This window comes from Bacteroides sp. BFG-637 (genome assembly GCF_024793605.1).
GTDB lineage: Bacteria > Bacteroidota > Bacteroidia > Bacteroidales > Bacteroidaceae > Bacteroides > Bacteroides vicugnae.
In genome coordinates this window covers 2,276,493-2,290,818 of record NZ_JANUPD010000002.1, presented here as the reverse complement: position 1 = coordinate 2,290,818, position 14,326 = coordinate 2,276,493, and the positions used below count along the sequence as shown (strand labels likewise).

At 39.1% G+C, this 14,326-nt stretch carries 10 protein-coding genes and 2 pseudogenes; 3 read left to right on the top strand and 9 right to left on the bottom strand.

The genetic code is table 11. The annotated features are described in order from the left end of the window. Positions 1-72 precede the first annotated feature (72 nt). Positions 73-171, bottom strand: a pseudogene (locus NXX38_RS08975) (AAA family ATPase); the annotation flags it as partial. A 190-nt stretch (positions 172-361) separates the two neighbouring features. Between NXX38_RS08975 and NXX38_RS08970 the strand changes: the two are divergent. Then, positions 362-1,915 carry an ATP-binding protein gene (locus NXX38_RS08970; RefSeq protein WP_258979284.1) on the top strand — a complete coding sequence of 518 codons (1,554 nt, stop codon included), beginning with the start codon at positions 362-364 and terminating at the stop codon, positions 1,913-1,915. 47 nt (positions 1,916-1,962) lie between these two features. Here the strand turns inward: NXX38_RS08970 and NXX38_RS08965 are convergent, their stop codons facing one another. From NXX38_RS08965 to NXX38_RS08945, 5 genes and pseudogenes are all read right to left on the bottom strand, one after another. Continuing rightward, positions 1,963-2,811, bottom strand: a complete 849-nt coding sequence (locus NXX38_RS08965; protein WP_148364076.1) for a DNA/RNA non-specific endonuclease — start codon at positions 2,809-2,811, stop codon at positions 1,963-1,965. Between the two features lie 119 nt (positions 2,812-2,930). Beyond that, a complete protein-coding gene (locus NXX38_RS08960) occupies positions 2,931-4,502 on the bottom strand; it encodes a choice-of-anchor J domain-containing protein (protein ID WP_258979280.1) in 1,572 nt (523 codons plus the stop codon). Further along, positions 4,468-4,956 carry a DUF6359 domain-containing protein gene (locus NXX38_RS08955; protein WP_258979275.1) on the bottom strand — a complete coding sequence of 163 codons (489 nt, stop codon included), beginning with the start codon at positions 4,954-4,956 and terminating at the stop codon, positions 4,468-4,470. Before NXX38_RS08955 ends, NXX38_RS08960 begins: the two co-directional genes overlap by 35 nt. 20 nt (positions 4,957-4,976) lie before the next feature. Next, a complete protein-coding gene (locus tag NXX38_RS08950; protein ID WP_258979274.1) occupies positions 4,977-5,819 on the bottom strand; it encodes a DUF5689 domain-containing protein in 843 nt (280 codons plus the stop codon). Between the two features lie 47 nt (positions 5,820-5,866). Beyond that, a pseudogene (locus tag NXX38_RS08945) lies at positions 5,867-8,396 on the bottom strand (TonB-dependent receptor). A gap of 200 nt (positions 8,397-8,596) precedes the next feature. On the opposite strand from NXX38_RS08945, the gene NXX38_RS08940 reads away from it, so the two are divergent. Together NXX38_RS08940 and NXX38_RS08935 are read left to right on the top strand one after the other, a co-directional pair. Further along, positions 8,597-9,622 carry an endonuclease/exonuclease/phosphatase family protein gene (locus NXX38_RS08940; RefSeq protein WP_258979273.1) on the top strand — a complete coding sequence of 342 codons (1,026 nt, stop codon included), beginning with the start codon at positions 8,597-8,599 and terminating at the stop codon, positions 9,620-9,622. Continuing rightward, positions 9,619-10,773 carry a DNA/RNA non-specific endonuclease gene (locus NXX38_RS08935; RefSeq protein WP_258979272.1) on the top strand — a complete coding sequence of 385 codons (1,155 nt, stop codon included), beginning with the start codon at positions 9,619-9,621 and terminating at the stop codon, positions 10,771-10,773. Before NXX38_RS08940 ends, NXX38_RS08935 begins: the two co-directional genes overlap by 4 nt. Positions 10,774-11,078: 305 nt before the next feature. Here the strand turns inward: NXX38_RS08935 and NXX38_RS08930 are convergent, their stop codons facing one another. The 3 genes from NXX38_RS08930 to NXX38_RS08920 all read right to left on the bottom strand — a co-directional run bounded on the left by NXX38_RS08930 (position 11,079) and on the right by NXX38_RS08920 (position 14,069). Further along, the gene (locus tag NXX38_RS08930) at positions 11,079-12,371 is read right to left on the bottom strand and encodes a DUF4010 domain-containing protein (RefSeq protein ID WP_195648964.1); all 1,293 of its coding nucleotides are present in this window, start codon (positions 12,369-12,371) and stop codon (positions 11,079-11,081) included. A 58-nt stretch (positions 12,372-12,429) separates the two neighbouring features. Further along, entirely contained in the window at positions 12,430-12,897 is a 468-nt protein-coding gene (locus tag NXX38_RS08925; protein ID WP_148364081.1) for a CYTH domain-containing protein, read from the bottom strand. Between the two features lie 119 nt (positions 12,898-13,016). Next, positions 13,017-14,069: a porin gene (locus NXX38_RS08920; protein WP_148364082.1), complete on the bottom strand. Its 1,053-nt coding sequence runs from the start codon at positions 14,067-14,069 to the stop codon at positions 13,017-13,019. Between the last annotated feature and the right edge of the window lie 257 nt (positions 14,070-14,326).

Sequence of the window (14,326 nt, the reverse complement as noted above, 5' to 3'; positions counted from 1 at the left end):
GTTGAAAGAGGAATTGACGAAATCAACAGGGAGAGAAATTAGAATATAAGATATCCTTTCACCTAACTATATATAAATCAACTCCGTCTTATCTACATAGACATTATTATTATTGCGTAAGTCTTCAAAATTCTGTATCCCTATCGGGTATATTCTGAAAGTAGTATCCATAATGCCTATCCTTATAAAATTGAAATGTAGACAAATATAGGCATTAAAATATAGACTTCAAACAGGGCGTACTGTTTTCTACACTTCATTCAGTTAAAAGCGACTATACTCATACTTTCCTTTTTCTAAAAGCGATGAAGTACCCGGAAATTTATTACCTTTGTGTAATTCATTTATAAAACCGGAGTATATGAGCACTAAAATTTATCCCATTGGCATACAGAATTTCGAAAAGATTCGTAATGACGGTTATTTCTATATTGATAAAACGGCATTGATGTATCAAATGGTGAAAACCGGTAGCTACTATTTCTTAAGTCGCCCACGCCGCTTCGGGAAGAGTCTGCTTATTTCTACTCTGGAAGCCTATTTTCAAGGTAAAAAGGAACTGTTTGCAGGATTGGCAGTAGAAAAGCTGGAAAAGGAATGGACCAAATATCCGATATTGCATCTGGATCTTAATATCGAAAAATACGACACACCGGAAAGTCTGGGTAATATACTCGATAAATCGTTGACTGCGTGGGAAAAGCTCTATGGTTCCGAACCGTCCGAGCGCTCATTTTCCCTGCGTTTTGCCGGCATCATAGAACGCGCCTGCAAACAGGCAGGGCAGCGTGTAGTTATTTTGGTAGATGAATACGACAAACCCATGTTGCAAGCCATCGGCAACGAAGAATTGCAAAAGCAATTCCGGGATACCTTAAAACCTTTCTACGGGGCACTCAAAACAATGGATGGGTGCATAAAGTTCGCGTTCTTGACCGGTGTAACTAAATTCGGCAAAGTTAGTGTATTTAGCGACTTAAATAACTTGGACGACATATCGATGCGGAAAGATTATGTTGAAATCTGCGGTATCAGCGACCAAGAGCTTCATGAAAATTTGGATATCGAACTTCATGAATTTGCAGAGACGCAAGGTTTGTCATATGACAAACTCTGTTCCAAACTAAAGGAATTTTATGACGGCTATCATTTTACACACAATTCTATCGGCATATACAATCCGTTTAGTCTGCTTAATGCTTTCAAATATAAAGAATTCGGTAGTTATTGGTTTGAAACAGGCACACCTACCTATCTGGTGAAATTACTGAAAAAGCATCATTATGATCTGGAACGGATGGCACACGAAGAAACCGATGCACAAGTATTAAACAGCATCGACTCCGAATCAACCAACCCGATTCCGGTGATTTACCAAAGCGGATATCTCACGATCAAAGGGTATGATGGAGAATTTGGGATATATCGTTTAGGTTTCCCCAATCGTGAAGTAGAAGAAGGCTTTATTCGTTTTCTACTGCCTTTTTATGCGAATGTGAATAAGGTAGAATCTCCGTTTGAAATTCAAAAGTTTGTCCATGAAGTGCGTTCCGGAGACTACAATTCTTTCTTCCACCGCCTTCAGAGTTTCTTCGCCGATACGACTTACGAAGTTATCCGAGAGCAGGAATTACATTATGAGAACGTGCTTTTCATTGTTTTCAAGCTGGTTGGTTTCTATACTAAGGTAGAATACCACACCAATGAAGGGCGTATAGATCTTGTCCTGCAGACAGACAAATTCATTTATATTATGGAATTTAAGCTGAATGGCACGGCAGAAGAGGCTTTACAGCAGATTAACGACAAACGCTATGCGCTACCTTTCGAAGCGGATGGGCGGAAACTATTCAAGATAGGGATTAACTTCAGTGAGAAGACCCGTAATATTGAAAAATGGGTGGTAGAAGTCTGAAGTATACCCTGCCTTGAAAAGAAAGTGTTACTATTAACGTGGCAATCTTATTCCAATCCCGGCCATGCTTTTGTTGAATATGTAGCCTCAAGCGCATTTTCCAAATTGTCATTCAAGTTCGGAAAGAAATCGATTCCTGTCTTTTCTTCCAGTTCATCTATGGATAATGCATAGTCAACAAGTTTTGTTGATTTCGGAGTGTCAGTATGCTCCATCCAAAAAGCGATTGCTTTGAATGAATCTCCTTTTTTAAACAACAAAGCCATATAATAATATTTAGGAATAGGTTTGCTAAGGTCGTTACTAATATATCCTCTGATCTGATCTTCCTTATCAATCGTTCCTCCTTTTACCACATATAAGGTATCTGAAGATGTGCAGCTACGTCCCCATGATTGCACCTGTCCCTCCAAAGTCAACCATATACCTGTATTAAATTTATTTCGTTGAGGACTCATATTCGTATAATAGAAGGTCTGTTCATTCACCTCACGCGAATAAAGTCTGTCGGCAGAAGCACAAAGATGCCCTCTATCATAACCTTGTTTTCCAAAATCGGCTTGCACACGTTGGTATTGTGAGCCGATAGCAGGATCTGCATCAAAAGGCTCATCACTACGTGATACATTTTGTTGCTTTGTTTGATTGTCAAATCGAAAGGCAATCCAACGAGAATGTTTCTTACTCTTATCGTATTCCATACTGAAAGAGGTTACTTTCTGCCCGTTGAAAGTAGTAGAGTGGGTTATGAATACATCGTTTGCACCATTGCGGAGAGCAGGGAGTTCTACGATGCCGGTGGCAAAATTATTGGAATTATTATTTTCATCTTTATCACAAGCGTAAAAGCTTATGCACAACAGACTCAATAAAAGATATTTTTCTAAATATTTCATATTTCAATTCTTATGATAATCTACGATACATATCCCTATATAAAAGGAAAAGAAAAAAATATCTCAAAGAGAAAAAACATTCCCTCTTTGAGATATTTTGCTATACTAGCTTAGTATTATTACTTTACCTTAACGCCAAAAACAGCTCCACGTTCTTTGTCGGTCGAAAACTTAATCTTAGAATTAGCCGTAGTACCAATTAAAGTATATTCATGATAATCTGTATCAACAACGGGTACAATTGTAAAAGTACTTCCTGAGCCTGAAAAGCCTGTGTTTGCAGCCAAATTCACCGTCTTTGAAACCTCACCACCTTCAAAAGTACCCCCACCTACAATTTCTACAGTTAGACTTGTATCGTTCTTACCAGTCCACGCAACAGAATAAAAAGACAATTTCGTCTTTACAACTCCTAAAGCGTCAGATGTCCATGTTCCAGCAGTGCCATTTTTTCCTAATTTTAAACTGGCAAAGCCATTTATAGTGCAATTATAATAGAAATCAACCTTAGAGTCAGAAGTGGTAGGCATAACGATATCACTTTCATATGGTTCTAAATCCGGATCTGGTTCTGGCTCTACTCCTCCACCTCCTACAATGCCTCCATCTTCAGTTTTTAAACTAGCATCATCTATCAACAAATCTTTTCCTGGACTTTTAGGATTCATAACAACCAAACAAATCTTTTGCTCTCCTGTCAAAGTAAATGTGTAACTTTTTGTGACCCAGTCTGTATTAGTTATATCATTTACATAATCAGCATCATATGCATAATTTCCAGGAGTGCCGTCATCACCAATTGGAACATAACCCAAACGAGCACCAGCCTTATCCGCTGTAGCTGCTTTAAAATAAGCAGAGAACACATAAGTGCCAGCCTTCAATGTCATTTCTGTACTGCCAAGGCGCTTATTGCTTGACGGATCTCCCTTTACTAAAACAGAATATGTACCACTACGTTTATCAGTAGACTGTTCTAGAGTTGCATTACCTGCAGTAGATACAGATTTCCAACCTACCGGATATCCATCTGTCCAGTTTTCAAATCCTCCATTAGTTAACAATTCAGTACCTTCTCCCGGAGTTTCTCCACCACCTTGGCCTTTTCCTGCTTGAATATCGTCTAAACGATAGCTTAAAGCTTCTGTGCTACTTGTACTAGTATATTTGAATCCAACAAAACCTGTTTGACCTGCATAACTATCCAACTTAGCTTCCAATGATACCCATGTATTATCAGTTGTAGGCATACCGTCAATTGTCAGTTTATTAGATTCCATCTTACCATTTACTAATTTCAAGAAATAAACTTCCAAATTAGAGTTAGCAGCTGCTGTTGCATAATTATAAACTGCACACTTGAAAGAAACTGTCTTATCTGCAATTTCATCAACCTTGAAAGCTGGAGTTACAAACCAACATTCAAAACTACTACCTGAAGCATTGTAAGAAGTTGCCTGAATATATTTATCTGCATTAAAGACTTTTCCTTGCCAACGTCTGCCACCAGTAACAGCTACATTATACCAATTTGCCAAAAGATAATCGTTATTATTTACTGCATCATCGAAAGTAGCAGAGAATGAATTCACAGGATTAGAATCATCTAGTCCAAGAGGATTATCCGGATCTGTTTCACCACTTCCACCAACATCTTTACCATCTAATGTCGCTGCAGTTGTACTCTTCACCCCCGGAAAGCCATAGGAATTTTTCCAAAGAACCTTGAATAGCAAGAATATGCCCCAAATTAGCAGCATTTTCTGCAAGGTTTAATTTCGAATACAGCTCTGTTCCAGAACTTAATTGCACACAAACACAATTCTTCACATTCGTCTCCGTTGCACTCTCTGCTATCAGTAAATTGTTCTTAGCCGTAAATGGTGCTGCAAATTTTGCACTTCCAGAAGGATCTTCATAATTTTCTATAGTACCTACAATATATCCTTGCACCCAAGCAATTGTACCATCTTGTTTCTGTTGTGCTGCTTCTATACTATATGGATTCTCTTTAGTACCATCACCCGTCAACCCTGGAACATCACCTTCTCCCAATATATCATAAGGAGCCGGTACATCACTACATGAACTAAATGTGAACACCGCAAGCAGTGTCATGAATAAAGCATTTAGAATCTTTTTCATAATTATATGTGTTAATTGAATTAATTATTTCGTTTGATATCGCTTAAAGTACGGACAACAACCTCCCATTGGTTATTGTAACGCAATAAAATACCTGTAATATTTACACTGCCCTGTGGCATTACTTCCATTGAGAAATTTGCATAAGCACTGGTATAAAGGAATAGATTACTTCCACTCTGCGTACCGTCAGCATAAGTAAAATAACGCTTTACCGAACCTTCATCTCCTGGAGCGTAAGTAGCTGTTCCATCTGCTTCGGAAAGTTTTACATCTTTGAAAGTAACCAGTACAGGAGCTTCCTTCAAATCTATAGCAGCAAGATCAGCAGGAGTAGTAATTTCAATCGGCGTCAATTCCGAATAGTACAACTTAGGTTCGTTTATCAAACGTACATGTTGTTTCCAAACATACTCTGGCATACGTCCTACAGAATTATTATAAACAGTTCCGATCTGTGCCTGTTTACGATAGCTACCTATCTGCAAACCCTTACAGTCAATCACTACTTTCTGACCTACCGGGCAGAATGCATACAATCCGGTTGCATTAACACCAATAACGATAGCTCCTGTTTCATCTGCCACCACGAGCTTCTTATACAAGTTTCCACTTTCATCATCACAGGTAATTACTCCTTCAATACGTGTCTCACCTTCGATAGTCGTATAAGTGTCTTTGCTTGTATCGATGAAATCATTATATTTCTCTTTCAATGCCGCAATTGAAATCGTACGTCCTTCCGGAATCGAATTATTGCCATAAGCATTTCCCGTCACCGGATCATCATAGTTCTCACAGGAAGTGAGACCTGCGCCACATAGCAGCAATCCGGTACATAATATAGATAGTAATTTCTTCATAATTGTTTCTTCCTTTCTTTTTGTTTTGGATTGATAACTACACATTCTTAAAATCTATAACCAATGTTCAAGAAAGCATTGAACGGGAATGCGTAGAAATACTTAGAATTCTTGGAAAACTTGTAAACACGTGCGTCACCGTCTTTGTAATTATCATCACGGTTTTGCTCGAAACCACCTGTACGCAAATCTGTATTATTCAAGATATTAGTCAAACTCAAATTAAGACTAATGCTCTTTCCATTGCGCAAACGGATATATTTTCCAATAGAAGCATCCAACATAAATCCGCCATCCAGTTTCTCCTGACCCGGTACATTGAGAACCGGATTTCCGTTAGCATCTACACCGGCACCATTCTTATCCAATACACTGCCAAGACGACGATAGCTTGAGAAATCGATATATACACGGTCATAATAATTTCCTGTCAAATTGAAGAACCAACCTTTTACGTTATAATCCAAAGCTAGACTATAAGCAGAAAGCGGAGTGCCATTAGCACGCATACCTTTAGCATAAACACGGTCGAGGTTTGACTCATTCTCACTTTCATACGTCAACACAGCATCCGGATTATTGGTATACTTAGCTTCGCTCCAAGTACCGATAGCAGTTAATGACAGTTCACTTGTCAATTTAAAAGTAGCTGCTGCTTCTATTCCCCAATGTTCCTTTTCAATACCGTTCATAGAAAGATAAGTGAAACGTGCTTCGCTATCATTATAGAAAGCATCCATCTCTACTTGATTCTGGAAACGAGTGTAATAACCCGTCAAACGTCCCATCACCCAAGGAGTATTGAAGTTGTAAGTCAAATCACCACCAATGATACGCTCTGTTTTCAAATCTCTCACAAAGTCGTTCTTGATACGCGGAGCGATGAAAGAGTTGTAAGCCAGCGGTGCACGTTCTTCATATCCGGCATTCAACGTGAAGGAATGATTACCATTGATAGCCCAATTCAGACCAGCTTTTATACCGCCTTCCAGAAATTTCGCCGTACCGCTACTACCAAGTGATTTCAATGGCGCACGTCCGTTTCTCATCAATCCGTCACGGAACATTTGTGTAGATCCTATTTTACCGGAAGCAAAATAATTTAATGATCCGCCATTATTACCCTGATAACGTACCCATGCGCTCTGCTTATTCACATAGATGTTATAGTCATAACCAAATTTATCACCTTCACCAATACGACGGTTAGGATTATCGAGGTCATTCTGCACCATGCTGGAACTAGCGCCATGGTCACGTACTGCGAACTTGTCGACATCCGTATAAAGCTGTCCGCCCAGCAAGTCTTTCATTTTCTTATAATGCATACCTTTGGTTGTATTCACTGCAATTCCGGCAACGTAGCTATTGTGCTCATTCCATTGATGATTGAATACAGAGCTCAAGTTGAAAGCCAACTGGTCGTCGTGACGTTCTTCCACATAATAAAGCGTCTCTTTACCTAATGCATTCGCTTGTTTGTTGGCAAAATAAAGAGCATCCCAATCCAACTGACGATAAGCTTTATTATTCTTCCAATTATCAGTAACCTCATTAAACTGCTGCAGTTCATCAGCAGTAGGAACGGATTCCCACACGTCGAAGATAGAGCTAGGCAATTTTTTATAATAATCCGGGCGTGGATCGGCTGCATTACCATTCCAGCCCAAAGCACTTTTGCCATAATTGGAATATTTGAATCCGGCACTCGTCACCAGTTTCTTATTATCATCAATGGTGAAATTCCATGGAAGCGATAGCTGATGGCTCGAACTGGCGTACAATACGCGCATTTCGTTTTTCTCCATTCTGATATCCCCAGTTCGGATTATAATAATGACTGTTTGCTAAATAATAGGCTTCTTCAGTTGCCGCCATTTGCTGTCCTCTCTCTGTAGGTGTTCCCCAAGTTGCCAAAGAAAGACTATGGCGATCATTGAACACTTTCTCAGCACCGAGGAAGTAAGAAAAAGAGTTGTACTTGATTCCTTCAATATTTCCCTCGTTACCCCAACGATATCCCAATGAACCGGTAAAGGCCCATCCATTATTCATCAGACCTGTAGAATAAGTATACATTCCACGCAAGATATAGTTGCGGTTACTACCTGATAAGGTTAGTTTTGAACCGGCCGCATATTGGCTGGCACGTAAATTAATATTGGAAGCTCCCCCTATGGCTCCGAAAGTAAAGTTGTTAATTTCAAAAGGACCGATCCCTTCCTTATTACGGGTAGCATCGTTTAATCCTCCTATTAGTCCGTAACTGAAACGTCCTGTTTCTGCATCATTAAACTGTACCCCATTGATATACATGTCACTATACTGGGAATCATATCCCCTCACACGAAATCTCATTGGGCTAAACAGATAACCTACATTTGACAGATAAACATCATTGTTAGAAGTGACCAATGCAGATGTGCTCTGTGCTGCATCATCATCCTCATTCAATTGTGATTCTGTAAACATGAAAGAAGCATTGTCCTCACGGGCGTTTTGCTTTGCCTTTTGCTGTGCAAAAAGTGCTGGCATTAAGCAAAATAGCACGATCGCTAACCCTAGTCGTTGTTTCATAATTTAATTTATATTAATGTTAATTGGTCTTTCGTTTTGCAATACAAATGAAATAAGTTGTTACGCAAAATAACAAAGAATTTTATGAATAACAATGTTTTTTACAAAAAAAGTAACTAGTAAGGGTGGTTTTTCCGTTTTCTTTTTAGATATTTGTCATACGAATGACAAATTACCCACTTTTAAAATCAATTTTAAAGATGAAAAAAAGCTTAATTACTTTAGGTGTACTCACTCTTTTCGTCCTCATGGCCTACGGACAGGAAAAGAAATTTGCCCTCTACAGTGTAGCGTTCTACAATATGGAGAATTTGTTTGATACCATTCACGATGAAGGTAAGAATGACTACGAGTATCTTCCTAACGGTACTAATCAGTGGAATACGATGAAGTATAAGGCTAAGCTGAAAAACATGTCGGAAATATTAAGTCTGTTAAGTACCGACAAATTACCAATGGGCCCTGCCATTATCGGCGTTTCTGAAATCGAAAACTACAGAGTATTGGAAGACATACTGAAACAACCTGCTTTAGCGGACAGAGGTTACCAGTATGTTCACTACGAAGGAGAAGACCAACGTGGTGTAGACTGTGCTTTTTTCTATAATCCCAAACTGTTTGAACTGACGAATAGCAAGCTCGTACCTTATGTATATATCAATGACACGATACATAAGACGCGCGGTTTCCTGATTGCCAGCGGTAATATTGCAGGAGAAAAGATGCACTTTATCGTCAATCACTGGCCTTCAAGAGCAGCGGCTTCTCCAGCGCGTGAACGTGCTGGAGAACAGGTAAGAGCTATCAAAGACTCACTGTTAAGGGAAGACTCCGCAGCCAAAATTGTTATCATGGGGGATATGAACGATGACCCGATGGATAAAAGTATGGCTGTAGCACTTGGAGCTAAGCGGAAACCTGCTGATGTAGGTCCTACAGACTTGTACAATCCGTGGTGGGATACTTTGAAGAAAGGATACGGAACTCTGATGTACAAAGGTAAATGGAATTTGTTCGATCAAATCGTATTTACCGGAAATCTATTAGGTACTGACCGCAGTACACTGAAATTCTATAAACATGAAATTTTCCGCCGTGATTTTATGTTCCAAAAAGAAGGGAAATACAAAGGATATCCTAAACGGACACAAGCAGGTGGTGTATGGCTAAACGGATATAGCGATCACTTGCCTACTATTATTTATTTAATCAAAGAGATAAAATGACAAAAGCATTATTTAAACTATTCATCCTGTTCATAACCTGTAGCACAGCAATCTCATGTAGTGAACAGGATTCTCCCGAACTCCCTGATAATCCGGGCAACACGAATCAAGGAATCGCCTCTATTGACCAAACGCAAATCAATGGAAACGGAGGCGGATTTATCATTCGTGTAAAAGTTGACGGCACATGGCAGGCTTCAAGTAGTGAGACTTGGTGCACATTGAGTAGAACATCCGGCAACGGAAACGGCTCAATCAGCGGATATATGAAAGCAAATACCGGAGCTGAACGAAGTGTCGTTATTACAATCACAGCCGGAAAAGAAAAAGCAGAGTTTATACTCAAACAATTAGCAGGCGATGGTTCAAATCCGGATCCAGATCCGGACCCTAATCCATCAGGGTATGCAGGAAGAATCGAAATTCCAGCTTTACGTTCTGGAGATATGTATAAATTCATCACGCACACTACCAAAGAAAATAATAAAGAGATTATTACTTATAGTTATGAGTATGACTGCAACAAAATGCATTCTCGTTGGGTCGCATGTACTTTTAGCACTGCTACTTCTGACAAAAATGTCGGAAGGAATGAGGACTTTACAGAAGACCTTTCACTACCTCCAGCATACAGACTTGGAGAAAAAGCATTTTCCGGTTCTAATTACAGTAGAGGACATTTAATCGCCTCCGAAGACAGACAGTATTCAGTATCAGCCAATAAAAAAACATTCTACATGTCAAATATGAGTCCACAAATTCAAAATGGATTCAACGGAGGTATTTGGCTAAATTTAGAAAGACAAGTTCAAAGTAAAGGGTATAGCATTACCAACTCAAAAGATACATTATATGTAGTTAAAGGCGGAACAATTAAAGATGACCAAATACTAAAATATATTTCAGACGGTTCTCATAAGATAGCCGTTCCCAAATATTATTTCATGGCCCTTTTATCTCTTAAAGATGGAAAATATTCAGCCATTGGATATTGGTTTGAACATAAATCTTATGACAGTAAGGAACCCTTCTCAAAGTATGAGGTTACCATAGATGAATTGGAAGCTAAAACAGAAATTGACTTTTTCCCCAATCTTCCTCCCGATATAGAAGAAAATGTAGAAAAGAGCAAAGATAACTGGAAATGGTAATTAAAAGCTATATCACTACTTAGAAACATTCAGTAATGTACCACCTTGAAATTTAATGAAGAGCAAGTTTCCCTCTCTAATGAAATTTGCTCTTCATTTTCTATCCAGTAGCCATCCAATAAAAAAAGAATGACATATCCTATACACACTCCTAATATTCAGACATCAATCCTTTACTAGCTCTTTAGCATTTTCGCTTTATCGAATATAATCGATAAAAATAAGCCTATTTCATCGACTATACTCGACAAAACAACAATTTACTAGAATTAGAACCTATGAAAAATAGCCTATCACTCTATTTTTTAAATATAAAAGAACAGCAACAACACAAGATTACAAGCAATCACCACACCGAACCCTCCCAGAATCCAAGGACGAAGTTTACTTCCTTTCCCGGCAAAGAATAAAGCATAAAACATATTTACCATTATATTACTGATGATAGCCTGCATACTACAAGCAGTAATTATCAATGCAGCAACACTACCCGTATTTTGCAACAAGTTTAATATGAAAGGAGTGATATCACTAAAACCAGATACAAAAGACAGGAGATTCAATCCGCCTGTACCTGCATAAACGAGTGTATAATGAGTTAAGAAAGTAAATACGACAAAGAGTACGGCAAAAATCAAAGCAACTTTAAATTCCAACGGATTGCTGCTATCATCCTCTTCCGCTTCGACAGGCTGGTCGTTGGAACGCTTTTGACGGGAATGAATAAACCAGGCCACAATAGCTGCCACCACTGCCATAGTCAACAGATACGGATAAATAGACAAGAAGATTTCCCGACTGAAAATAAGTATCAATATCATAAAGCGCAGAAACATCATGCTGATAGCCAATAACATGGCAGCAACATAATCAGTAGCTTCCTGCTCCGAAGCTTTCCGGCTTTTACGGGCAAGTACCGAGATAGTAGCCGTACTGCTATATAATCCGCCGATAATACCGGAGACTAATGTTCCGGATTCATGAAATACATATCGCTTTAATAAATAAGAGAGATAAGAAATGCCGGATACCACTACCGTTGCCAGCCAAATAGAGTAAGGAGTGAGATTTACATCCGGAAGCAGATTTTTATGAGGAAGCATCGGCAATATAATACCACTGATAGCCAGGAACTTTGCCAACGTAATCATTTCATCATTCTTCATTCGTTGCGCAAATTCCGTAAAAGTATGTTTGAGTTCGGTCAGCAGAAGCACTGTCACAACCACCATGACATAAAACCAGGAAGGTTGGGTAGCTACGATAGGAGCCATACAATAAGTAATCAGGGCTATAATAATGGTAGTCACGCCAAAGACATGAAATTGTGATTGCTTTACATAATAGTTTAATCCCAATAGCAATCCCAGCACCGCTCCGCCTCCCATAAATAAGCGCATATCCGTAGGATCAAGTATATAAAGCAGGTAGCCCAGTATACCGATAAAGGTAAAAGTTCGGTCGGTTCCGAAAAGAGTAGTCTCACCTTCACGCTTCAAACTGATCCGACGTTGCGAAAGTCCGATTAGCAATGAAAACAAAGTAACTAAAACAAAAGTAACCAATTCACGCGGCACATAACCGTACAACTGTTCCATATCCATACACTGCTCTCTTTTTTATATAAGAACAAATATACGGTTTATTTGTTAACGTTCACCACGTTTTATACGGTTTTTTCATTAACTGTGAGTTATAGTAGCGTATATCTCCGGTAACCTCTTTACCAATAAAACCGGGTTTCACAAAGGCCTCATCTTCTGATTCCAGTTCTACTTCCGCCACAATAAGTCCTTCATTCTCACCATAAAATTCATCGACTTCAAATGTATGTTTGCCACTGCGCACCAAATAACGGGTCTTGTCAATGATCCCCGGTTCGCAAAGTTTCATCAATTCTTCCGCTTCTGATAAAGGCAATTCCTTTTCCCACTCATAACGGCTGGTACCGGAAGCATTAGAAGCCCCCTTTATCGTCAAATACCCCTTATCATCCCGGATACGAACCCGGACAGTACGCCCACGAGCACTACTGATATACCCTTGTACAATGCGACTCTGCGCAAAAGCCAAAGATTTAAATTCACCGGTAACCAAAAATTTACGTTCTATTTCTTGTGCCATGACACAAAGATAAATTAAAAATTGAAAATTGAGAATCAAAACGCTGTAGTTTTCTGATACACGATGCAAGGTATCAAACTATCATTTCTTAATTCTCAATTTTCAATTCTCAATTTACATCAGAATCTCGTCATGAATTCAATCACGATCTTATCCCGTTCCGATTCTTTGGGGATGCCGGAGTTCTTATAGAAATATTTTTCGAAATTCAGCCGGAGGTCGGCAATGAAGGCTTTGGAAAGACTTAATGTGATTCCACCTGTCACACGGTGGCGGGCATAATCATTTATAATCAGGGCTTTTGTCGTTTCATCCATTTTGCCATCACTATGGTCGGTCATCATATCATAGCGAGCCAGGAAAGAAATTTTATTGAATACCTTTTTCAGTGGTAAATCGTAATTGATAAAGCTATTCACTGCATGAACATCTTTGAATGCTTCATGCCCGTACATCTTATATAAATATTCCGCCTCAATATGAAAACGATCATTCTGATAATAAATACCGGCATCATACATATTAATGCGCACATTTTCCGGTTTTATCATTTGGGTACTAAGTGTCAGGTTCCAGTTCTTATTAGGTAATAGCTGTGCTTTTATGGAATAATTCAGCGTTTTGTGCCATTCCTTTTGATTGGTCAAACCGGAGCCGTTGAATAATCCTCCTTCAAGGATAAAAGGGAAACCGCCTTTATTCGTATAGCCGGCCGTGAAACCGACGTCACGCACATTTCCTACTTGTTTAGCTATGAATGAGCGATTTGCAAAATACTGTTGATGTGGTGAACGGTGAGCGTCTATCGTGAAAGGAACGCGCATCTGACCAATCGTAAAATTCAGGTCTTTCACCGGAAAAACACGGGCATATGCATCAAGCATCTTGATAGAACCTTCATCAGAAAGGTCGATTTCCGCTTTATAAGCAACTATCGGATGCACATTTCCCGAAACACTGAAGCGTGCATTACGTACTTCAAAACGGCTTTCACTTGTTTCTGTCTGGTACTCGTACTTTCCCCGGATAGTTCCGTGAATCTCCGGCAGATAATCCTTAAACTCCATGGTCTGCTTATCCAGCTTCTTACCATCCCCTGCATCTTCTTTTGCCTGTCCAAAGGCAATTGTCGCCAGCAAAAGCATAACGACGGTTGTTGTGATTCTACTCATTTCAGTTGTCTGCTACTAAATTCACGGCAAAAGTACAACTGTGAGGATACACGGAGATGACAAATTAACTACGGGAAAATGACAGAAAAGTTACATTTATATTACAGAGAATACAAATGCATTACAAAACAAAGAGTTCACCACAAATTACGCTGATTAACACACATCGGATTTGATATTCATCCTATCAATAACCAAACAATTTGGGTTAACCGTATAATTTGTGGCGAACTATCAGCCGAAAAAGGAAAATGCGA